This is a genomic window from Ruegeria sp. BG5, from assembly GCF_056538425.1.
In genome coordinates, this window is the sequence record NZ_JBQFTC010000001.1 from 435,704 (window position 1) to 457,311 (window position 21,608).

Annotated in this window: 17 protein-coding genes and 1 tRNA gene; 7 read left to right on the plus strand and 11 right to left on the minus strand. The window is 58.2% G+C overall.

The window, feature by feature from the left end; genetic code table 11:
• Nucleotides 1-209: 209 nt before the first annotated feature.
• The 8 genes from ACR0KX_RS02050 to ACR0KX_RS02085 all read right to left on the minus strand — a co-directional run bounded on the left by ACR0KX_RS02050 (nucleotide 210) and on the right by ACR0KX_RS02085 (nucleotide 11,858).
• Nucleotides 210-2,864 carry a nitrate reductase gene (locus tag ACR0KX_RS02050; RefSeq protein WP_170456000.1) on the minus strand — a complete coding sequence of 885 codons (2,655 nt, stop codon included), beginning with the start codon at nucleotides 2,862-2,864 and terminating at the stop codon, nucleotides 210-212.
• Complete coding sequence (nirD, locus tag ACR0KX_RS02055; RefSeq protein WP_170455998.1) at nucleotides 2,864-3,196, minus strand: nitrite reductase small subunit NirD; 333 nt, start codon at nucleotides 3,194-3,196, stop codon at nucleotides 2,864-2,866. Before nirD ends, ACR0KX_RS02050 begins: the two co-directional genes overlap by 1 nt.
• Nucleotides 3,193-5,628, minus strand: a complete 2,436-nt coding sequence (nirB, locus tag ACR0KX_RS02060) for a nitrite reductase large subunit NirB (protein WP_170623054.1) — start codon at nucleotides 5,626-5,628, stop codon at nucleotides 3,193-3,195. Before nirB ends, nirD begins: the two co-directional genes overlap by 4 nt.
• A 4-nt stretch (nucleotides 5,629-5,632) precedes the next feature.
• A complete protein-coding gene (locus ACR0KX_RS02065; RefSeq protein WP_170455994.1) occupies nucleotides 5,633-7,312 on the minus strand; it encodes an ABC transporter ATP-binding protein in 1,680 nt (559 codons plus the stop codon).
• Between the two features lie 5 nt (nucleotides 7,313-7,317).
• Entirely contained in the window at nucleotides 7,318-8,400 is a 1,083-nt protein-coding gene (locus ACR0KX_RS02070; protein ID WP_170455992.1) for an ABC transporter permease, read from the minus strand.
• Nucleotides 8,401-8,472: 72 nt separating this feature from the next.
• Nucleotides 8,473-9,837: a CmpA/NrtA family ABC transporter substrate-binding protein gene (locus tag ACR0KX_RS02075; RefSeq protein ID WP_480707793.1), complete on the minus strand. Its 1,365-nt coding sequence runs from the start codon at nucleotides 9,835-9,837 to the stop codon at nucleotides 8,473-8,475.
• Between the two features lie 270 nt (nucleotides 9,838-10,107).
• A complete protein-coding gene (locus ACR0KX_RS02080) occupies nucleotides 10,108-11,277 on the minus strand; it encodes an ABC transporter substrate-binding protein (RefSeq protein WP_170734275.1) in 1,170 nt (389 codons plus the stop codon).
• Nucleotides 11,274-11,858 carry an ANTAR domain-containing protein gene (locus ACR0KX_RS02085; RefSeq protein WP_170623060.1) on the minus strand — a complete coding sequence of 195 codons (585 nt, stop codon included), beginning with the start codon at nucleotides 11,856-11,858 and terminating at the stop codon, nucleotides 11,274-11,276. The genes ACR0KX_RS02080 and ACR0KX_RS02085 overlap by 4 nt, the downstream gene beginning before the upstream one ends.
• A 444-nt stretch (nucleotides 11,859-12,302) precedes the next feature.
• On the opposite strand from ACR0KX_RS02085, the gene ACR0KX_RS02090 reads away from it, so the two are divergent.
• From ACR0KX_RS02090 to ACR0KX_RS02100, 3 genes are read left to right on the plus strand one after another with little or no spacing between them, the layout of a single operon-like run.
• Complete coding sequence (locus tag ACR0KX_RS02090) at nucleotides 12,303-12,557, plus strand: DUF3489 domain-containing protein (protein ID WP_170452284.1); 255 nt, start codon at nucleotides 12,303-12,305, stop codon at nucleotides 12,555-12,557.
• A 5-nt stretch (nucleotides 12,558-12,562) separates the two neighbouring features.
• On the plus strand, nucleotides 12,563-12,979 hold the full coding sequence (locus ACR0KX_RS02095) for a DUF2924 domain-containing protein (RefSeq protein WP_170452282.1): 417 nt from the start codon (nucleotides 12,563-12,565) through the stop codon (nucleotides 12,977-12,979).
• Nucleotides 12,979-14,607 carry a recombinase family protein gene (locus tag ACR0KX_RS02100; RefSeq protein ID WP_170523110.1) on the plus strand — a complete coding sequence of 543 codons (1,629 nt, stop codon included), beginning with the start codon at nucleotides 12,979-12,981 and terminating at the stop codon, nucleotides 14,605-14,607. The genes ACR0KX_RS02095 and ACR0KX_RS02100 overlap by 1 nt, the downstream gene beginning before the upstream one ends.
• A gap of 183 nt (nucleotides 14,608-14,790) precedes the next feature.
• Here ACR0KX_RS02100 and ACR0KX_RS02105 read toward each other — a convergent pair.
• The 3 genes from ACR0KX_RS02105 to ACR0KX_RS02115 form a co-directional block, all read right to left on the minus strand.
• Nucleotides 14,791-14,865, minus strand: a tRNA-Gln gene (locus ACR0KX_RS02105).
• Between the two features lie 94 nt (nucleotides 14,866-14,959).
• A complete protein-coding gene (locus ACR0KX_RS02110) occupies nucleotides 14,960-15,949 on the minus strand; it encodes an NADPH:quinone reductase (protein ID WP_170622317.1) in 990 nt (329 codons plus the stop codon).
• Nucleotides 15,950-16,065: 116 nt separating this feature from the next.
• Entirely contained in the window at nucleotides 16,066-16,530 is a 465-nt protein-coding gene (locus ACR0KX_RS02115) for an SH3 domain-containing protein (protein WP_170453126.1), read from the minus strand.
• Nucleotides 16,531-16,725: 195 nt separating this feature from the next.
• Here ACR0KX_RS02115 and ACR0KX_RS02120 point away from each other — a divergent pair, with 195 nt between their 5' ends.
• The 4 genes from ACR0KX_RS02120 to ACR0KX_RS02135 all read left to right on the plus strand — a co-directional run bounded on the left by ACR0KX_RS02120 (nucleotide 16,726) and on the right by ACR0KX_RS02135 (nucleotide 21,504).
• Nucleotides 16,726-17,712: a 2-hydroxyacid dehydrogenase gene (locus tag ACR0KX_RS02120; RefSeq protein WP_170453125.1), complete on the plus strand. Its 987-nt coding sequence runs from the start codon at nucleotides 16,726-16,728 to the stop codon at nucleotides 17,710-17,712.
• 20 nt (nucleotides 17,713-17,732) lie between these two features.
• Nucleotides 17,733-18,107, plus strand: coding sequence for a GFA family protein (locus tag ACR0KX_RS02125; protein ID WP_170452277.1), 375 nt, complete (start codon nucleotides 17,733-17,735; stop codon nucleotides 18,105-18,107).
• A 113-nt stretch (nucleotides 18,108-18,220) separates the two neighbouring features.
• The gene (gene ggt, locus ACR0KX_RS02130) at nucleotides 18,221-20,014 is read left to right on the plus strand and encodes a gamma-glutamyltransferase (protein WP_170622318.1); all 1,794 of its coding nucleotides are present in this window, start codon (nucleotides 18,221-18,223) and stop codon (nucleotides 20,012-20,014) included.
• Nucleotides 20,015-20,097: 83 nt separating this feature from the next.
• Nucleotides 20,098-21,504, plus strand: coding sequence for an FAD-linked oxidase C-terminal domain-containing protein (locus ACR0KX_RS02135; protein WP_170622319.1), 1,407 nt, complete (start codon nucleotides 20,098-20,100; stop codon nucleotides 21,502-21,504).
• Nucleotides 21,505-21,608: the final 104 nt, after the last annotated feature.

Sequence of the window (21,608 nt, forward strand, 5' to 3'; positions counted from 1 at the left end):
GCTTTTGCTAAGTGCAGCTCGTCAGACGAGACACTTACTACAAACGCGAAACTCGGGCATGGGTGGAGGTCGGAAACAATAGGCAAAGACATCTTCTGACCCCGGTAAGGCTAAATTGGATATGTTGAACAGTATGAACAGAACCCATGCTTTATTTGAATGCCGATAAAAGCAAACCGCAGTCTTGGTCGAAAACCCCGTGTCTACCCTTATTGTTCTTGCAGGCAATTCTTCGGGTTATTGCGTTTCAACTTCGAATGCTCCGTGACCAAGTCAACCAACTCTGGACGGCATGAACCACAGTTCGTTCCAGCCTGAAGGGTATCTCCGATATCGTCCACATCGATCAAACGTTTGTCGTGAATGGCGCTAATGATGGTCTTTAATCCCACCCCGAAACACGAACAGATGATTGGTCCACAGTCTTCAGAAGCGGAAGATGACCGGCCAGACAGAATCTGATGGAGTGAGACCTCAGGCAAAGTTGCCAAAAACTCTCGCATTAGTGTGATGGGTTGTCGGGAAACAAAGAGCGCTGCCAAAAGGCGCTGTCCGTCAGACAATGCGATCCTGTACGAGCCGCGTTTGGAATCTTCGATTGAAGTCACTACGGCATCGGATAGCCCAAACCACTCGAGGGCTTTGTCTTCCCAATCGTCAATATCTTGCTTCCCCGCTAACTCGATCCTGTAACCTTTGGCCGTTTTGCTCATTGCCCAATATTCTGCCGTAGGTGAGGCCGCATCGACGGACACGGCGAAACCGTACCACGAGGCATTCATACGTCGCACAGAAACGGCCGCCGCCTTGCTCTCAGGCTGTCCAGAGATTGGATCGACTACACTTGGAACAAGCGCATCCACACGGGCTGTTGGCGCCGTTTCACCTGTCCAGTGAATGGGAGCAAATACTTGACCTGGCGCGACGGTGTCTGTGATGCGAAGTCGAAAGATGCCGCTTCCGACCACGCTGTTGAGCTCAACCAAATCTGCGGTACCAAGACCCAACCGATCAACGTCCTTCGGATTAACCTCGACGTATGGTTCGGCCAAATGGGCCGAAAGACGGGGAGACAACCCAGACCGAGTCATAGTGTGCCACTGATCCCGGTTTCGTCCTGTGTTCAACAGAAACGGGTATTGGTCAGACGTCGCCGCTTTGGGTGAACGATGAGTGACAGGAACAAAACGTGCTTTGCCATCCGGATGAAAAAACTGCGCATCATCGAAAAATCGGCCATCCGATTTGCGAGATGTCGTCGGCCACCGTGACGGGTTCAGATCTTCGTAGTCCGAGTCATCAATGTCCGAAAATTCGGTAATGTCCAAGTCTTTGCCAAATGCCACGGCAAGCGAAGTCATGTTCGCGTATTCTCGAAAAATCTGCGCCGGTGACTCATAACTGAATGCCTCGGTCCACCCCATGCGGCGGCCCACCTCGGCCATAACATCCCAATCCGCACGTGCTTGTCCCGGAGGTGACAGAACGACGCGTTGTCTGCTGATCGTGCGGTCTGAATTGGTTACTGTTCCGCTTTTTTCGCCCCATCCCGCAGCGGGCAACAAAACGTCTGCAACGCGTGCAGTGTCTGTTCGGGCAGTCAGGTCACTGACAACTACGAATGGACTTTTTTTGATAGCCGCCATCACTCGGTCTGCATCCGGCATGGTGGCCGCCGGATTGGTGTGGATGATCCAAAGTGCCTTTATCTGACCGCCTTCGACAGCGCGAAACAGGTCAACCGCTTTCAGCCCCTGCTTTTCTGGCATCTTTGGAGCTTTCCAGAAGTCCTGGACGGCTGTTCTGTGAGCTTCGTTTTCGATATCCAAGTGACATGCGAGCATGTTGGCCAAGCCACCGACCTCTCGGCCTCCCATAGCGTTAGGCTGACCGGTGACCGAGAACGGACCCATCCCTGCGCGACCGATCCGCCCGGTGGCCAGATGGCAGTTCAGGATCGCGTTGACCTTGTCTGATCCGCTGGAGGATTGATTTACTCCCTGGCTGAAGATCGTAACAACGCGCTCTGTACCGATCCATAAATCGCAAAAAGCCTCAATTTCATCAGGGCTTAGCCCGGTCTCATTCGCATCATCAAGCTGCGCGAGTTCGAGGGCTTCATTGAACCCCAGGCTGCGATCCAGAAAATCCGGAGCAATATGCCCCGTTTGGTGAATTCTGTTCAGCAACCGATTGAACAGCGCCACGTCACTGCCGGGTCGCAGCGCCAGATGGAGATCTGCTTGATCGCAGCTTGCTGTTCGACGCGGATCGACAACTACAATCTTCGTACCGCGCGCCTGACGGGCAGCTATGACACGCTGATACAGAACGGGGTGGCACCAAGCGAGATTCGAGCCAACCAAGACAACCAGATCAGCCTCGTCTAGATCCTCAAAGGTTCCGGGTACTGTATCTGTCCCGAAGGCGCGTTTGTGCCCGGCCACGGTCGAAGCCATGCATAGCCGCGAGTTGGTGTCGATATTCGCCGAGCCTATGAAGCCTTTCATCAGCTTGTTGGCAACATAGTAGTCCTCGGTTAGCAACTGTCCTGATACATAAAAAGCCACGCTGTCCGGCCCATGCTTCTTAATTGCGGCAGAGAACCGATCTGCGACCAATTGCAAGGCATTGTCCCAACTGGTGTTCTGGCCAAAGGCGCGAGGAGCCAGCAACCGGTGTTGCAGCCCGACAGTTTCACCTAACGCCAGTCCTTTTGAACATAAACGACCACGGTTCGCCGGATGATCCGGATCGCCGCGAACGGTCAAACCTCCGACCCCATCAGGCCTCAGGAGCACACCGCAGCCAACCCCGCAATAAGCGCAGGTCGAACGAACTTCGGGTAGGCTGGTGCCGTCCATCAGGCTGCGCTCCGTTGAGCAACCGCGCTGACGTCGAGCAGAATACGATCATCTTCGAGGCGCACCGGATATGTGGTGATCCGACCGTCATCGGCACCCTGCGCTTCGCCTGTGTTCAGGTCGAACACCCAATTGTGTAAGGGGCAGGTCACCGACTGGCCGTGGACAATGCCTTCGGACAATGGGCCACCCTTGTGCGGGCAGCTGTTTGTCGCGGCGTATACTTCTGCCTTGGCGGTCCGGAAGACGGCGATACAGCCGATATGGGTTTTGACCAGACGCGCTCCGCGCAGTGGTATGTCGTCGATATGTCCGATGTCGATCCAGCTCATTCCGCCGCCTCCAGTGTGAAATCTGCAATCGGCGCATAAGTTTGCGCCTTGTCGCGCACGTGTTCGGCCCATGGATCCTTGCGGTAGATGCTTTGCGACAGTTCAAACCGCGCGACCAAGTCGGCCCGGTTTTCAAGATCATCCACAACCTGCGCCTTGACCCAGTCCATGCCGACCTTCTCCAGCCATTTATACAATCGATCCAGATACTTACCGCCTTCACGATAGGCCTGGGTGACGGCCATCACGACCTCGATGGCCTCGTCTTCGGTGGGCACCTGACAGAGCAACTCGGTCTCTTTCACGTCCATACCTGCGGCCCCGCCGATGCTGATCTGATAGCCAGATTCCACGCAAACGACACCGATATCCTTGCAGGTCGCCTCAGCACAGTTGCGAGGACAGCCGGATACGGCCAGCTTCAGCTTGTGCGGCGTCCACGACCCCCACAGGATTTTCTCAAGCTTGATGCCAAGCCCAGTGCTGTCCTGCGTGCCAAACCGGCAATGATCGGTGCCGACGCAGGTTTTGACCGTGCGTAGACCTTTGGAATAGGCGTGGCCAGAGACCAGCCCGGCCTTGTTCAGGTCTGACCATATGGCGGGCAGATCTTCGCCTTTGACGCCCAGCAGATCGATCCGCTGACCGCCAGTAACCTTGACGGTGGGCACATCGTACTTGTCCGCCGCATTTGCAATGGCGCGCAGTTCGTCAGGCGTGGTGATCCCGCCCCACATACGCGGTACAACGCTAAATGTGCCGTCCTTCTGGATGTTGGCGTGTTTGCGTTCGTTCACAAAGCGGCTTTGCGGGTCGTCCTGATACTCCAGCGGCCAATCCGCCAGCAGGTAATAGTTGATCGCCGGGCGGCAGACATGGCAGCCATTGGGCGTCGTCCAGCCAAGTTCCTGCCAGACGGCAGCCTGACTTTTCAGTTCCTGGCCCTTGATCAGACGACGTACATCCTCATGCGTCAGATCGGTGCAGCCGCAGATTGGTTGCACCGTTGGCATCTGGAAGTCGTCACCCAATGTGACCTGCAACACCTGTTCCACCAGCCCAGAACAGGTGCCGCAGGACGCACTGGCCTTGGTGCCTGCACGAACCGCGCCCAGATCGTCGGCGCCTGCGTTGATCGCCTCGACAATCTCGCCTTTGCATACGCCGTTGCAGCCGCAAATCTCCGCCTCAGGCGGCAATGCTGCAACGGCTGAGAGAGGGTCCGCGGTGTCGCCCCCCTGATAGGCTGGACCAAAGATCAGTGTCTCTCGCATCGCTTCGATGCTGGTGCCATCCTTGATCAGGCCAAAGAACCAGCTGCCATCGGCCGTGTCGCCATACATAACGGCGCCGACCAGACGATCCTCTTCGATCACAAGGCGTTTGTAGACCCCGCGCGAGGGGTCTCGGAACACGATATCCTCACGTTCTGGCCCTTCGGCGAAGTCACCAGCGCTGAACAGGTCGCAGCCGGTGACCTTCAACTTGGTCGACAGTGTTTTCTGCGTGAAAGCAGCATCTTCCTCCAGCAATGCCTGCGCTGCGACTTTCGCTTGATCGTAGAGCGGAGCGACAAGGCCAAAGACCTCTCCGTCATGTTCGACACACTCACCAACCGCAAAGACATCCGGGTCCGAGGTCAGCATCTGGTCATCCACATGAATGCCACGCCCGGTGGCCAGACCAGCCTCTTGCGCCAGCGCCGTATTGGGGCGAATGCCCACCGCCATGACCAGCAGATCACAGGGCAGTTCGGTCCCGTCATCCAGCAACAAAGCGCGGACCTTGCCGTCTTCCCCAAGGATTTCTTTGGAGTTCGCCTGCAGGCAGATCTTGATGCCTTTGTCTTCCAGCGACTTCTTCAGCAAATACCCTGCAGCTTCGTCCAGCTGACGCTCCATCAGGTGGCCCATGATATGAACGACCGTGACGTCAACCCCATGCGCGGCCATGCCCGCGGCGGCTTCAAGCCCCAGCAGGCCGCCGCCGATGACGACAACCTTGTTGTCCGGGCCCATGCCCATCATCTGCTGGGTGTCTTCCAGATCACGATAGGCAATCACGCCGTCCAGATCATGACCGGGCAAGGGGATGATGAACGGGTTAGACCCGGTGGCGATCACCAGCCTGTCGTATGGAACGTGGCCGTTTGCGCCCACGACCACCTTCATCTCGCGGTCGATTTTTTCAACTTTTTCGCCAAAGCGGCAGGAGATGCCGCGCTCGGCATACCAGGTGTCGTCATGGGTGACGATCTCTTCATAGGTCTTCTCACCCGATAGAACGGGGCTCAGCATGATGCGGTTGTAGTTCCCGCGAGGCTCGGCGTTGAACAGGGTGATGTCGAACGCATCCGGCGCGGCATCGGTCAGGTGTTCCAGCACCCGACCTGAGGCCATACCTGCGCCAATGACAACAAGTCTTTGCTTCATGATTTCACTCCGCTGCAATCGCCTTGGGGGCGGGTGTGTTGGGCTTGGCGCCGTGTTCGTATTCTTCGAGGAAATCGAGGACTTCCTGCCGGTAGGCGTAGTAGTCCGGATGTTCCAAAAGGGCCTTGCGAGTGCGCGGCCGCGGCAGGTCAACCTTGGTGATCCTGCCGATCGTTGCCTGCGGGCCGTTGGTCATCATCACCACACGGTCGGCCAGAAGGATCGCCTCATCCACGTCGTGGGTCACACAGATCGCGGTGACCTTGGTGCGGGACCAGACCTCCATCAGAACTTCTTGCAATTCCCATCGTGTGAGGCTGTCGAGCATTCCAAACGGTTCATCCAGCAGCAGCAGTTTGGGAGACAGGGCAAAAGCGCGGGCGATGCCGACGCGTTGCTTCATGCCGTTCGACAGGTTTGAGGCGGATTTGTCCATCGCATCGGCCAGACCGACCCGCTCCAGATAGTATTCGACCACATCCTGCCGCTCGGCCAAGCTGGCCTTGGGATAGACTTTATCCACCCCAATCGCGACGTTTTCCTTGGCGCTGAGCCACGGGAACAGGTTGGGTGACTGGAACACGACGGCGCGCTCAGGATCTGCCCCTTCGACATGGCGTCCATCCAGCTTGATCGCGCCTTTCGAGATGTCGTTCAGCCCAGCGGCCATTGTCAGAACCGTGGATTTGCCACAGCCAGAGTGGCCGATCAGCGAGATGAATTCTCCCTTGTCGATCTTCAGGTCGAAATCCTCGACCACGGTCAACGGGCCTTTGGGAGTCGGATAAACCTTGTGCAGTTGCGAGAAGTCTAGGAAGCGGTCCTGGATCATCCCTTTCTGCGCCTCTGCCACCGCCGTTGGCACGCCATGAATTGGGGTGACATCGGGCAGGATGCGCGAGCCTTCGACCTTGGCCTCGATTCCCACATCCATCAGGTATTTGGTGACGTTAGCGCGCAAGCGCTTGAATGTTTCTTCGTTGTTCATCGCGCCCCGATCCCGTGGGCGCGGGATCGACACCCGAAACTCCTGTCCGAGCGTACCATCCGGGTTCAGGGCAATGATCCGGTCGGCCAGAATGATTGCCTCATCCACGTCATTGGTGATGAGGACACAGGTTTTCTTGTTAGCCTCCCAGATGTGTTCAATCTCATCCGCCAGATTGGCGCGAGTCAGCGCGTCAAGCGCTGACAGAGGCTCATCCAGCAGCAGAACCTCGGGGTTCATCGACAAGGCGCGCGCCACGTTGACCCGCTGTCGCATCCCACCGGACAGTTCTGCTGGGCGGCGCGTTGCGGCATGGCTTAGGCCTACCATCTTCACGTAGTGCGCAACCTTCTCGGATTTCTCGGCCTTACTGAGGCCGGGAAAGACTGTGTCTACCGCCAGACCCACATTGCCGCTGACCGTCAGCCACGGCATCAGAGAATAGTTTTGGAAGATCACGCCACGCTCGGGGCCCGGCCCCTTGATCGGAGTACCTTTGAACGTGACCTCTCCGCCGGTTGGGGTGTCCAGTCCGGCCATCAGGTTGATCAAGGTCGTCTTGCCGGTGCCCGAGAAGCCGAGGATCACCAGAAACTCACCCTCTTGCACGTCAAGGTCGATACCTTTCAGCACGTCGGTGCGTGCGGCGCCTGCACCGAAGGATTTCGAGGCCTTCTTGAAGCTCAGAATGCTCATCTCGATCACCGGTTATTCGTGAAGGTAAACAGCGATTGCAGCGCGTACATCACCCGGTCCAGCAGAAAGCCGATGATGCCGATGGTGAAGACCGCAACCATGATTTTGGCGAGCGAGCTGGACGAGCCGTTCTGAAACTCATCCCAGACAAATTTGCCCAAGCCGGGGTTCTGCGCCAGCATTTCAGCCGCGATCAGAACCATCCAGCCGACGCCCAGCGACAAGCGCAGGCCAGTGAAGATCAGCGGCAAGGCCGAGGGCAGCACCAGCTTGGTGATCTTGGTATAAGTGTTCATTTTCAGAACCTTGGAAACGTTTACCAAGTCTCTATCGATGGATGCCACGCCCAGAGAAGTGTTGATCAGCGTGGGCCAAAGCGAACACAGGGTCACAGTGATGGCCGAGATCAGGAAGGATTTGGCGAACAAGCCGTCATTGGTGACGTAAACCGCCGAGACGATCATGGTCACGATCGGTAGCCATGCCAGCGGTGAGACCGGCTTGAAGATTTGGATCAGCGGGTTCAGCGCCGCATTTGCAGTCGGTGAAAGGCCAGCAGCGATCCCAAGCGGAACAGCCACAACCGTAGCGATCAGGAAGCCGAAAAACACGGTTTTGATCGAGGTCCAGATTTGCTGGTAGTAGGACGGAGCACCGGTGTAAGCGACTTGCTTGACCTCATCCGCCCGGCCCGCATCGATCAGCTTCTGGTTCCGTTTCTCAACCATCGCCTCGAACTTGTCGCGTTTGGCGGCCTTGGCCTGCGCGTCCTCGTTCAGGTTGATCATTTCTTCCCAGACCTGAGCCGGTCCGGGGACCGCGCCCAGAGAGGTTTGAACTTTGGGTGCCAATGTCCCCCACAACAGCAGGAACGCGCAGATCGACAAAAGGGGAACGACCAGAAGACGCCAGATCTCGGTCATCTGGGCGCGCGGGTTGTCTCCGGCAGCGGCCTTCAGAACCGGGGTGGCCCAGCTGAGGCCCAGAACCTGGAACCATTTGTCGGCTGCGTTGATACGGGTGAACAGGCGGGCGCGACGCGCCTCTCGGGCGGCGTCTGCGTTGAATTCGGGATCGACCGTTGTCATCTGATGTGTCCTTGCGATGGCGGGGCACTTTGGGGTCCGCGCTCGACCAATGCCGGGCGCGCTGTTTCGGGATTAGCCTTGCACGTCCGAGCCGACGATCTTCTGATCGCCTTTCAGACCGATGGAGAGGCTTTCGAGATAGGCGTTGGGGGCGCGGCCGTCATAGGCGATGCCGTCGATGATATCCTCGGCAGGGGTCGGCGCTTTGTAACCATCGCTTTCCCAAGGGAAGTCGGCCTCATTCGCCAGCCCTTCGTCGACCAGCAAGCGCGCGGCTTCCAGATAGATCTCAGGCTTGTAGATGGATTTGGCGACTTCGTCATACCAGCTGTCGGGCTTGGATTCGGGGATCTGACCCCAACGGCGCATCTGGGTCAGGTACCAGATGGCGTCTGAGTAGAACGGGTAGGTCGCGTTGTAGCGGAAGAACACGTTGAAATCAGGAACTTCGCGCTTGTCGCCTTTCTCGTATTCGAACGTGCCGATCATCGAGTTGGCGATCACGTCATAGTCCGCGCCGACGTATTCCGCACGGCTCAGAATTTCGACGGCTTCAGGGCGGTTGGCGTTGTCGTTTTCATCCAGCCACTGCGCAGCACGGATCAGAGCCTTGGTCACGGCCAGAGTGGTGTTTGGGTATTCTTCGGCGAACTCTGCCGTGATGCCAAACACCTTTTCCGGGTTGTTCTTCCACAGCTCATAGTCGGTAATCACCGGAACGCCGATACCCTTGAACACGGCCTGCTGGTTCCACGGCTCACCCACGCAGTAGCCATAGATCGTGCCGGCCTCTAACGTGGCAGGCATCTGCGGCGGAGGCGTCACCGACAGGAATACATCTGCACCGATCTGACCGGTCACGTTTTCGGGGCTGTAGAAGCCCGGATGCAGACCACCGGCTGCCAACCAATAGCGCAGTTCGTAATTGTGGGTCGAAACCGGGAAGACCATGCCCATGTTAAAAGGCTTGCCTTCGGACTTGTATTTCTCAACCACCGGAGCCAGAGCTTCGGCGCTGATCGGGTGCTGAGGACGGCCATCCTCCATGACAGGGATGTTCGGCTTCATCTCTTCCCAAACCTCGTTGGAGACGGTGATGCCGTTGCCGTTCAGGTCCATCGAAAACGGAGTGATAATATGGGCTTCGGTCCCGTACCCAATGGTCGCTGCCAAAGGCTGTCCAGCCAGCATATGCGCGCCGTCCAACTGACCGTCGATTACGCCGTCCAGCAGCACTTTCCAGTTGGCTTGTGCTTCCAGCGTCACGAACAGGCCTTCGTCCAGAAAGTACCCATTCTCATAAGCAACAGCCAGCGGCGCCATATCGGTCAGCTTGATGAAGCCAAACGTCAGCTCGTCTTTTTCCAGTTCCAACTCGGCTAGCGCCGGAGACACAAGTGCCGTCGTTGCAGCGAGGCCTAAAAGAAGCATTTTCATCTCGATCCCTTTCGGTTCAGCCCAACCCCTTGGGCAAACAAAAAAGCCGCCGACACAGTCCGCCGGGAGGAGGTGGCGGATGGTCGAGCGGCTTTGCTCTTGTGAGGTGCCCTGGACTATGGGCGAATTCCGTCGGTGGGCGTCGTTGCCTGCCGATGTCTTAATTAAGTCAGTCGCAAAGCGCGGCGTCATCACTTTTTGAGGTTTTCACCCTGAAAATTCTGCAATGCAGCAAGAAGATATGCTGCACTGCAAAAATTTTGTGCAGACTTACCCGGTAGGCTCGAAAATGCGCCGGTCGAAAAAGACATTCCGAGACAGAATCAGGCTGCCATTGGCCGAGGCAACCGCCGTCGACTCGGGCAACGCCCCCTCCAGTTTCTCCGACGCGCCGGGGGTTTCGACGCCCAACCCTTGTAACTCGCGGCGATAGAGATCACTGCGAAAGACCTTGGCGGCTTGTCGTTCCGCAGTTCCGGCGTCCAGCCCGTTTCTTTGCGCCAATTGATGCGCGACCCATTTCGCCTGGCTGCGCCACGGGAAAGTAGCGGCGCCGTCAAAGAACTCGACGAATCCATCCACATGGCGTTGCTCGCCGCGGGCCGAGATTGTGAATTCGCCCATCAATGCTCGGTCGATCAGTTCGGGTGAGACGTTGAGGTAGGTTTTACGCGATAGCATCTCGGACGCGGTCGTCCGGCTGTCTGCGTTCGAGAGCCAGCGCCCCGCGCGCCAAACGGCCCGCATGAGGCTGCCCAGCAAATGCGGCTCGGTTTCGGCCCAATCGTTTCTGACCGCCAACACCTTTTCAGGTGCACAGGTCCAGATCGCCTTGCCGGGCAGCAGCAGTGCGCCGACATTGTCGTCTACGGCGAATGAGCCCCAAGGCTCGCCCACGCAGAAGGCATCGATCTCGCCACCCGCGAGTGCCTGCGCCATCAGCGGCGGTGGCACAGTTCGGATTTCGACCCGTTTAGAGGCCAGCTCGGTTCTAGAAACCCAATAGCGCAGTAATTCAACATGCATTGAAAAGGGAAAAGGCACGCCAAATACCAAAACGTCACCGGCGGCCTTTGCCAGCGCAGTCCCAGCCGCAGCGGCATCAAAGAAGTCGAAGCCGTAACCTTGTTCGGTCAACCGGTCAGCCAATTGCGTTCCAACGCCGATGACATTGCCATTCAGGGAAAGGACAGACACGGCGGATAGCGGCGTTGCAATGCCACCAAGACCTAAAGCCATCGCAACGGGGATAGGCGACAGCAAATGCGCCGCATCCACATGCCCGAAGGCGAGCATGTCGCGCAAAGAGGACCATGACGGGGCTGGGCGCAGGTCCAGCGAAACACCCTCGGCATGGTCAAACCCCATCTCGCGCGCGACGATAAGCGGGGCCGCGTCGACCAGAGGCATATAGGCGACGGGCAGAATTGGGGTTCTCATGACAACAACCCCGACGCAGTTACAAGGGCTTCGGCAACATCCGCGACCCGGCGGTTCTGATTCATCGCAGTTTTGCGCAGCAGGGCATAGGCTTCGTCTTCCGACACACCCTTGGCCTTCATCAACAACCCTTTGGCGCGGTCGATCACCTTGCGATCTTCCAAGGCGCGGCGGGTCTCCGCCAGTTCGGTCCGCATCTGACGTAGTACCTGAAAGCGAGCGATGGCGGTATCGATCACAGGTTTTATGCGCTCGACTTGAAGGCCATCGACTACATATGCTGAGACCCCAGCTTCAACGGCGGCTTTTGACAACCCGCCCGCTGCGCCCGAGACGAACATAGCCACGGGACGTTCCAGTGGACCCGACGCAACGGTCAGCTCTTCAAGCATATCGCGCGAGGGATTGTCGATATCTATCAGGACAATGTCTGGGCTATGCGTTGCGATTTTGCGTGCCAGCCCGGAGACATTACCGATCACAAAAACCTCAACGTCTCCGGACTCTTTTAAGGAATCTACAATTGCAAAAGCACGTTCTTGATTCTGTTCGACTACAACGACTGTCAGGTTTGTTTTCATAGAGAATCAAGTGAGCCCAAGCGTCATTGATCGCAATTACAACTCCATCAAAAGTAGTCATCGGACTACCGGTTCGCCCAATTTCTCAGCTTATTTTTCGCGCGCAGCGGAATGTCTGCACAGTTTTTTTGCATGTATCAAAAAATTTTACAGTGAACACCGCGGTGACGCATTGGATCGAATCTTTTTGGGGGGCACTCCTTAGCTCTGGGACGTTCAAATGCACTTCCTTAGACGATCAATTCGAAAGTCCGCTTTGTCAGCAAACCATGTGGTTTCGCGAACGCAGCGAACGACCGCTTCCCGCCCGATTCTTACAGTAAACAACTGGACTTTGGCTTGTACGGAAGTGGTACTGACGACGGTTGAGATTCGCTCGGGGCACCCGGGCTCCACTCAGTACAGGGCGCAGGATCAGCCTGTGCCCGCAAAGTGGAGACATCAATGACAACTTCATGTGATACGGAAATCAAAACACCACCCGCCAAACCCGCCCGGAACAACCCGACGCGACAGCAACAGTTGCAGAAACTGTTGTCCCGCAAGGCTGGTGCAACGATTGCGCAGATTCAGAACGCCTTTGGGTGGCAACCGCATTCCGCGCGCGCGGCGATTTCGATGTTGCGCAAGGCGGGACATACTGTTGAGCGATCTGGATCTGGCAAAGGTACGCTCTACCGGATAGTGAAGTCGGTGTGATCGCCATGGATCCTACGCGCGCGGATCGTGACCTTGCGAAGACATTTGACGACATTGAACACCTAGATCGCCTCGGCTGTCTTGACCGATGGCGGGAAGTGTTCGGTCGGTCGCCGCCAAAATACCTGTCCCCGCAGTTCATGAAACGGGTACTAATCTGGGAACTACAGAACCGGGAATTGGGAGGGTTGTCTGCGAAGACAGAACGCCGATTGCAGAATATCGCGTTGGGAAAAACGCCGCCTCCTAGTCTGAAGCCGGGTTCACATCTAGTGCGGGAATGGAACGGACGCACCTATCAGATTGAAGTGGTTGATCGCGGGTTCGTCATGGACGGCAAAACATGGCGTTCCCTGTCCGCCATAGCAAAGCACATCACCGGAGCGCACTGGTCCGGGCCGCGCTTCTTCGGGGTTCAGTGATGCGACGCATCCGCTGCGCCATTTACACTCGGAAAAGCTCGGAGGAGGGGCTGGAGCAGGATTTCAACTCACTCGATGCCCAGCGGGAAGCCTGTGAAGCATACATCGCGAGCCAGAAGCATGAGGGCTGGGAATTATTGCCGGATCACTATGACGATGGCGGTATCTCGGGCGGTCATCTTGACCGCCCGGCGTTGCAGCGGCTGATGCAGGCTGTTGACCAGAAACGCGTGGATCAGATTGTTGTCTACAAGATTGACCGGCTGACGCGCTCGCTGGCTGATTTTGCAAAGCTGGTCGAACGCCTCGACGCGGCCGACGCATCGTTTGTGTCCGTTACCCAGTCCTTTAATACGTCGACCAGTATGGGTCGCCTGACACTCAACGTGCTGCTCAGCTTCGCTCAGTTCGAACGGGAAGTCACCGCTGAGCGTATCCGGGATAAAATTGCTGCCTCAAAACGCAAGGGTCTTTGGATGGGCGGGAACGTTCCACTTGGGTATCAGGCTGACGGCCGGACGCTCAAAATCGACGAAGAAGAAGCTGAGATCATCAGGACGCTCTACGATCTCTATCTGGAGCATCAGACCATTCTTGACGTGAAAGAGCAGGCGGAAGCACTGGGTCTCCGGTCGCGCCGCCGGGAACGTTCTGGCGGACGCGTGACAGGTGGTACGTTCTTCGATCGCGGACACATCCATCATCTGATCAGCAACCCAATCTATGCTGGCCACATCCGACACAAGGGTCGGGTTTATGAGGGGCAGCATCCTGCCATCATCAACCCGGCGGTGTGGGAGCGGGTGCAGCAGCTGCTGAAAGATGGCGCAGTAAGGGAGCGCGGCGTTAAGCAGAAAGCAAAGCGATCAGCACTGGCCGGAAAGCTCTATGATGAGACCGGAGATCGGCTGACGCCCAGCCATAGTCGCAAAAATGGAAAGCGGTTGCGGTACTATATCTCTGGTCGTCTTGTGACGGATCGCAGTCAGAAGTTTCCCGATACGTGGCGACTGCCTGCAGAACAGCTTGAGAACCTCCTGGCTGAAGTGGTTAGACAACACCTAAGCCGACCGAACGCTGTGACATCAATGTTACAGGATATGTCTGCGGCCGAAATTGCTTCAGCAGCGGAGCATCTCAGAAATTGCCAGTCCGTCAGGAAATGCCTCGACCTGATTGCGCGGGCAGACATACGACAGGGGTCGCTGAGTCTGCAGCTGGATCTACAGGCACTGGCCCGGATGATCGAGTGCAGAGCGGATCAGGTCAATGCCGAAGAACTAACAATTGAAGCTCCATTCCAGATGCGCCGCAGAGGCGTGGAACTGAAATTGCACTTGGGCGATCCGCCTCCTGAGATCGATCAGACACTTGTCCGCAACATAATCAAGGCGCGCCAATTGTTGGCGATGATTATTGACGGCAGAACGTTTTCTGAGATTGCTGAAGAAGAGGGCATTTCCAAACGCCGCGTTCAGGATGTGGTCGATCTGGCCATGCTAGCGCCTGATGTTCTGGATGCCATCGCTGCAGGCGAGCAACCTGACGGCCTGACCACGGATTACCTAATCAAGTCCGGCTTCCCAGCGATCTGGTCAGAACAGCGCCAGCAGTTCGCTGCGCTCTGATCTACAGACTCTCCCAAAGTCACCAAACTCGTACCGCCGGAACCGCGTACTGAGACTGCGGCCCGAAATCGGCTATTGTTGTGCTCACGTTCGCGTCTCAGCTCGAATCGTCAAAAACTAAGTCCCTGAAAATTAGCCACAATCGGCAACCAATTATTCAGTGTGTGATTTAATGGAAAATCATGGCTGGGGTGGTAGGATTCGAACCTACGATACACGGTACCAAAAACCGCTGCCTTACCACTTGGCTACACCCCAACGGTGAGCGGCTATCTACGATTGTTGTTGGCGGGGTTCAAGGGCTTTTGGGTAAAAAATGCGACTGCCTTGGAAAAATATTTTTGGCCGGTCGTCAGGTGGTTTTCAACAGCACTGCGCCGTTGCGATTGCCGGTTTGGACAAGGTCATGGGCGTATGCGCAATCCTGTAGCGGTAGGATGTTTTCAACCGGGCAAATCAAGCTGCCATCTTCCAATGCTGCATGCAGCCGATTGATCGCCGCAGATCGCGGTGCAGGCGGGAGGAGGTAGATCAGGATAAGCTCAAGCGTCACAGCTTTGAACATCAGGGGGTAAAAGGGCAGGGTGGGGGACATCTCCTGCGCAGAGCCGAACGCGTTGATGCGTCCATTCTCGGCGATCACGGCAGTATTTGTTTCTACATTCCGGCCAAATTCGACATCGACGATTCGGTTGATCGGAACGCCATCATTGGCGGCAAGGATTTGCTGGGCCAGATCGGGATCGCTGTAGTCCAGTACCGTTTCCGCTCCGGCCTGTCGCACGCGCTCATAATTGCGTGGATTTGCTGTGCTTATGACCCGGGCACCTGCCCATTTCGCCAGTTGGACGGCCAGATAACCGACCGTGCCTGCTCCGCCGTGGATCAAAATGGTTTGGCCTTCAATTTCACCGCCTGAAAAGACAGCGTGGCTGGCCGTCAGGCCCGGAATGCCCAGAACCGCCCCGGTTTCCAGGGAGACGGCGTCAGGAAGGGCAACCGCCTGATCCGAGGGCAGTGTGATTTGGGTGGCCGCTGTTCCCAAGGCGCGATTCCACTGGCCATTCCATATCCAGACGCGCTGACCCAGCCGCGATTTTGGAACGCCTTCTCCAACGGCAGAGATTACACCGGACCCGTCGCTGTGTGGGACGATCACCGGGAACGCGGGTTTCGTGACCCCGGGTCTGGATCCGGCACGCGCTTTGACGTCCGAGGGGTTCACACCTGAAAAGGCCAGATCAACGGTCACGTCACCTGGGGCCGGAGGCACGTCGGGAAGGTCTTGCAGTTTCAGAACGTCTGACGCATTGCCGAATGCTGAGTATGTGATGGCTTTCATGGTGTCCCCTCGGCCCTGTCAGGGCAATTTAGCTGCGTCGCGGGGCATTGCCAGAGATTCGAACCTCGGTCGCGCCCGAACGATTGCGCGGTGCAGCCAGCACAAGGCGGTGGCTCTTACTCGCGGATTTCGGAGGGTTCGACGCCCCAGAGGTTGGATTTCAAGGTCCAGCCGCGATAGCCGCCTGCGGATATACGGCACCAATCCAATGAGCAGGTGCCAAGGCGGGCGACGACTCCGGTTTCGAAATGCGCATTGATCTGGGAATTCGGGTCAGGGCGGGCGTAGACGGGCAACATATCGGATTCGATCAGAACGGTCCGAACACCTGACAGCAACGCGTAATGGACCCAGCCGCCGGCTCCGTCGCGGTCCTGTACCTTGCGCCAGTTGCCGTACTCGGCGGTGATCTGCAGCGGCATGCCCCGACGTTTGAACACCCAGTCGATTCGATGGGTCAGGGACGGCCCGCGCCGCACATTCCCCTCGGCCGCTTTCATCGAGACATAGCGGGGCAGGGGCAGATTCGTGACGGGGCCGCGCGCCTCTTGCGTCGCGGCGGCGATCGGGCCGAACGCCATAAGAACCACGGTAAGGATCGCCAAACAGCGGCGTTTCACCGGTAGAAGACCACTCACTGACTGTCTGCTCTTGTGCCTGTTGATCTGCTTTCGAAAAAAGGTCGACTCAATGCCTTAGGGGTTCTTGTGCCCCGCCTTATCCTGCGCCACGATGCCATGGAGCGCGCGCGTTTGCAAAGCGATGGGAGGGCTGAGGTGCCAAGAGAACGTCTGAGTGTTGTTGTAACGCGACGGTTGCCCGAGGCAGTGGAAACGCGGTTGAGCGAGTTGTTCGATGTTCGCCTGCGCGAGGATGACGCGCCCATGACACGCGAAGAACTGGTCGCGGCGGTGCAAGAGGCCGATGTGCTGGTACCCACAGTGACCGACACAATTGACGGTGGATTGTTGGGGCAGGCGGGTGAGAACCTGCGTCTGATCGCAAACTATGGCGCGGGTGTCGATAATATCGACGTGGCCACAGCCCGGCAGCGCGGCATTCTGGTGTCGAACACGCCGGGTGTGCTGACCGACGATACGGCCGACATGACCATGGGCCTTATTCTGGCGGTTACGCGCCGCATTCCCGAAGGGTTGGCCGTGATGCAGCAGGGCGATTGGGCCGGGTGGGCACCCACAGCATTGCTGGGTGGCCGGATCGGTGGTCGACGTCTGGGCATTCTGGGCATGGGCCGGATTGGGCAGGCCGTTGCCCGCCGTGCCAGCGCCTTTGGCATGCAGGTGCATTATCACAATCGCCGCCGCCTGCGCCCCGAGACCGAGGAAGAGCTTGAGGCGACCTATTGGGAAAGCCTGGATCAGATGGTGGCGCGCATGGATGTGATCTCGGTCAATTGTCCGTCAACGCCATCGACCTTTCACCTGATGAATGCGCGACGGTTGAAGCTGATGAAGCCCTCGGCAGTGCTTGTGAACACGTCGCGGGGTGAGGTGGTGGACGAGAACGCCCTGACCCGCCTGATCCGCGCGGGTGAGATCGCCGGGGCCGGGCTGGATGTTTATGAACACGGCACCAATGTGAACCCGCGCCTGCGGCAATTGCCGAACGTTGTGCTTCTGCCGCATATGGGGTCGGCCACGTTGGAAGGGCGGATCGAGATGGGCGAGAAGGTGATCATCAACATCAAGACGTTTGAGGATGGCCACCGCCCGCCAGATCAGGTTGTGCCCGCTATGCTATAGCGCATTGGGAAAGGACTGTGATGGAGGTTTATCGGGCCGGATGCCGCTGTGGCAGCGTGCGCGTAACGGCAAATGGGCCTCCGTCGCGGGTTGGGATGTGCCACTGCCTTGACTGTCGTAAGCATCACGGAGCGTTGTTTTATGCCGCTGCCATCTTTCCCAGGGACGCGGTTGAGATCAGCGGAGAGGTCCGCAGCTATGCGGGGCGGTCATTTTGTCCGATCTGCGGTTCGCCGGTATTTGCCCAAACCGGAGAAGAGGTCGAGGTTCATTTGGGCAGTTTTGACCAACCCGACCAATTGAAACCGACATATGAATGCTGGACAATCCGGCGGGAAGGCTGGCTGCCCGAATTTGAGGGCATGCAACGATACGATCGGGACCGCGCAGATTAGGTGATGAACGGTGTGGCGGAACTCTGCCGTCGTTCGGTTCTGTATCAACCGATGGTTGCGGTGTTGCGGTGGCCCGTACAGTGTTGAAAGCAATAGTTGAATTGGAGGATACGATGCGTTCCGGTTATATTTCAGGTCTCATACTGTCTGCGATCACGTTTGCTGCCCCGGCTATTGCGCAGGAAACCGCAGATGCGGTTGCGCCCGAAGGGGCAACGGAAGGTCAGGTTCAGACCCTCACCGAAGAAGTGGTTGCCGCGCTTGAGGCGAAGGCCGCAGGCGTGCCGGTGCAATCCGACAACTGGATGGTCGCCGCCGCCAATCCGCTGGCCGTCGAAGCCGGGGCGCGGGTGCTGCGCGCAGGCGGCTCGGCTGCGGATGCGATGGTTGCTGTTCAGGTTGTTCTGGGGCTGGTCGAGCCGCAATCCTCGGGTCTTGGGGGCGGGGCATTTCTGGTTTGGTACGATGCCGCCACAGGAGAATTGAACACGCTGGACGGGCGCGAAACGGCCCCACTGGAGGCGACGCCGCGGCTGTTTCACGACGAAAACGGTGAACCGCTGAAATTCTTCGACGCTGTAGTTGGCGGGCTGTCGGTGGGTACTCCGGGAACGCCCGCGCTGTTGGAAGAGGCGCACCGCCGCTGGGGCCGGTCGCCATGGCCCGGCCTGTTCACAGATGGTATCCGGCTGGCCGAGGACGGCTTCCTTGTGTCGCCGCGCCTCGCCACGCTGGTCGAGAATGATGCCGAACGGCTTTCCCGCTTTCCGGCAACGGCCGAGTATTTCCTGCCCGGCGGAGAACCCTTGCAACAAGGGCAGCGATTGGTGAACCCCGACTATGCAGAGACGTTGCGGACACTGGCGGCCGATGGGGCTGCGGGGTTTTATGGCGGTGATATCGCTGCGGGCATCGTCAACACCGTTCGGACCGCTCCGGGCAATCCGGGCGTTCTGTCGGGCATTGACCTTGCGCTGTATCAGGTGATCGAGCGTGAGCCGGTCTGCGCGGCATACCGGTCGTTTGACGTATGCGGTATGGGGCCCCCTTCATCGGGCGCGCTGACGGTTGGTCAGATTCTGGGCAAGCTGGACAATTTCGACCTGTCCGCCATGGGGCCGGACAGCATGGAAGCCTGGCGTTTGATCGGAGACGCCTCGCGCCTCGCCTTTGCGGACCGGGGGCGGTACATGGCGGATAGTGATTATGTCCCCATGCCGACCAATGGGCTGGTGGATCCGGACTACCTGTCGGAACGCGCTGCCTTGCTGAACACCGAAAGCGCGCTGACCGAGGTCGCGCCCGGCAATCCCGAATTCGACCACGCGTTGAACTGGGCCGATGATGCCTCGCTGGAACTGCCTTCGACCTCGCATATTTCGATTGTGGACGGCTATGGCAATGTCCTGTCGATGACCACGACCATCGAAAACGGCTTTGGCTCGCGCCTCATGACCAACGGGTTTCTGTTGAACAACGAATTGACGGATTTCTCGTTCAAGACCCATTCGGACGGAGTACCCATTGCCAACCGGCTGGAGCCTGGCAAACGTCCCCGCTCGTCGATGAGCCCGACGATTGTGATGCTGGACGGCGCGCCGGTTCTGGCCATTGGATCGCCCGGTGGCAGCCGTATCATTGGCTACGTGGCCAAGTCGATCATCGCCTGGGCGGATTGGGGCATGGATGTGCAGCAGGCCGTCTCGCTGCCGCATCTGGTAAACCGGTTCGGCACCTATGACGTTGAACTGGGGACCACCGCCGAAGGTTATGTCGATGCCCTGACCGAGCTTGGGTTCGAGGTGAACCCCCGCGACCTGACCTCGGGCCTGCACGCCATCGAAATTCGCGACGGGCTGAGCGGTGGCGCGGACCCTCGGCGCGAAGGCATCGCGCTGGGCGAATAGGTCTTGGGACTTGTCCCGCGTTGCCGGGCCTTTTAGTCATGAACTGAAAAGCCCGGCACCCTGTCGGGCAGGGGAGAACCAAGATGGTGCAGGCAACCGCGCTGCCCCGCAATGACGCGGGTATTGAAACGGCGATTGGAATTCTGAAACAGCGCTTTGGCGACCGGCTTCAAACCAGCGCCGCGATCCGGGAACAGCATGGTCACACCACGACGTGGATCGCGAACCAAAGCCCCGATGCCGTCGTCTTTCCGCAGACGACCAGCGAGGTCGCCGACATCGTAAAAACCTGCGCGGCCCACAAGGTTCCGGTGATTGCCTTCGGCACCGGCACCTCGCTTGAGGGGCACGTCAATGCGCCAGCCGGTGGGGTTTGCGTTGATCTGATGCAGATGAACAGGGTGCTGGCGGTAAATGCCAGCGATCTGGATTGTGTCGTGCAACCCGGCGTCACCCGAGAGGACCTGAACACCCATCTGCGCGATCAGGGCTTGTTCTTTCCCATCGATCCGGGGGCCAACGCTTCGCTGGGTGGAATGGCCGCAACGCGGGCCTCGGGCACCAATGCCGTGCGATACGGGACCATGCGCGACAACGTGCTGAGCCTTGAGGCCGTGATGCCAGACGGGCAGGTGATCCGAACCGGGAACCGCGCCAAGAAGTCTTCGGCCGGCTACGATCTGGCCCGGCTGCTGATCGGGGCCGAGGGGACGCTGGGCATCATTACAGAACTGACACTGCGGTTGCACGGGATACCCGAGGCGATCAGCTCGGCCCGCTGTTCCTTCCCAACCGTCGATGCCGCGTGTCAGGCGGTGATGATGACAATCCAATACGGCATCCCGGTCGCGCGGATTGAACTGCTGGATGAGATGTCGGTTCGGGCCGCGAACGCCTATTCTGGCCTGACGCTGCCCGAAACTCCCCTCTTGCTGCTGGAATTCCACGGGTCCGAGAATGGTGCCGCGGAACAGGCCGGCACCTTTGGTGAGATCGCCGCCGAGTTTGGGGGAACCGACTTCGCCGCAACCTCGACCACCGAAGAACGCAACAAGCTTTGGCAGGCGCGTCATGATATGTATTGGGCCTGCCTGCAATTGCGCCCCGGCGCACAGGGCATATCGACGGATGTCTGCGTTCCGATCTCGCGCTTGGCCGAAGCGGTTGGTGCCGCGCAAGGCAAAGCCGCCGAACTGGACCTGATTGCCCCGATTGTCGGGCATGTGGGCGATGGGAATTTCCACACGTTACCCCTGATCGATATGGACAACAAAGATGAGGTTGCCAGGGCCGATCAGTTCGTCGGCTGGCTGAACGATCTGGCGATCTCGATGGATGGAACCTGCACGGGTGAGCACGGAATTGGTCAGGGAAAGCGCCCTTATCTGGTCAAGGAACTTGGCGCTGCGACCCGGTACATGGCCACGATCAAGGCTGCGTTGGATCCGGACAATATCATGAACCCAGGAAAGATCGTTCCGGACCAATAGCCCGCTGTATCGCGGGCCATATTCGCTGTCTCACTGCGGCTTTTTAGGACACTGATTCAGCCTGCGGGTCGTTTTTTTCTTATCACCGGTCGGATGAATGTCGC

What these genes read in the sequence shown, in the direction of transcription:
- ACR0KX_RS02135 (WP_170622319.1), top strand. Translation starts at nt 20,098, where the DNA reads ATGGTGCAGGCAACCGCGCTGCCCCGCAATGACGCGGGTATTGAAACG.
- ACR0KX_RS02080 (WP_170734275.1), bottom strand. Translation starts at nt 11,277, where the DNA reads ATGAGAACCCCAATTCTGCCCGTCGCCTATATGCCTCTGGTCGACGCG.
- ACR0KX_RS02125 (WP_170452277.1), top strand. Translation starts at nt 17,733, where the DNA reads ATGGAGGTTTATCGGGCCGGATGCCGCTGTGGCAGCGTGCGCGTAACG.
- ACR0KX_RS02095 (WP_170452282.1), top strand. Translation starts at nt 12,563, where the DNA reads ATGGATCCTACGCGCGCGGATCGTGACCTTGCGAAGACATTTGACGAC.
- ACR0KX_RS02115 (WP_170453126.1), bottom strand. Translation starts at nt 16,530, where the DNA reads ATGGCGTTCGGCCCGATCGCCGCCGCGACGCAAGAGGCGCGCGGCCCC.
- ACR0KX_RS02050 (WP_170456000.1), bottom strand. Translation starts at nt 2,864, where the DNA reads ATGGACGGCACCAGCCTACCCGAAGTTCGTTCGACCTGCGCTTATTGC.
- ACR0KX_RS02070 (WP_170455992.1), bottom strand. Translation starts at nt 8,400, where the DNA reads ATGACAACGGTCGATCCCGAATTCAACGCAGACGCCGCCCGAGAGGCG.
- nirD (WP_170455998.1), bottom strand. Translation starts at nt 3,196, where the DNA reads ATGAGCTGGATCGACATCGGACATATCGACGACATACCACTGCGCGGA.
- ACR0KX_RS02085 (WP_170623060.1), bottom strand. Translation starts at nt 11,858, where the DNA reads ATGAAAACAAACCTGACAGTCGTTGTAGTCGAACAGAATCAAGAACGT.
- ACR0KX_RS02110 (WP_170622317.1), bottom strand. Translation starts at nt 15,949, where the DNA reads ATGAAAGCCATCACATACTCAGCATTCGGCAATGCGTCAGACGTTCTG.
- ACR0KX_RS02065 (WP_170455994.1), bottom strand. Translation starts at nt 7,312, where the DNA reads ATGAGCATTCTGAGCTTCAAGAAGGCCTCGAAATCCTTCGGTGCAGGC.
- ACR0KX_RS02090 (WP_170452284.1), top strand. Translation starts at nt 12,303, where the DNA reads ATGACAACTTCATGTGATACGGAAATCAAAACACCACCCGCCAAACCC.
- ACR0KX_RS02075 (WP_480707793.1), bottom strand. Translation starts at nt 9,837, where the DNA reads ATGAAAATGCTTCTTTTAGGCCTCGCTGCAACGACGGCACTTGTGTCT.
- ggt (WP_170622318.1), top strand. Translation starts at nt 18,221, where the DNA reads ATGCGTTCCGGTTATATTTCAGGTCTCATACTGTCTGCGATCACGTTT.
- ACR0KX_RS02100 (WP_170523110.1), top strand. Translation starts at nt 12,979, where the DNA reads ATGCGACGCATCCGCTGCGCCATTTACACTCGGAAAAGCTCGGAGGAG.
- nirB (WP_170623054.1), bottom strand. Translation starts at nt 5,628, where the DNA reads ATGAAGCAAAGACTTGTTGTCATTGGCGCAGGTATGGCCTCAGGTCGG.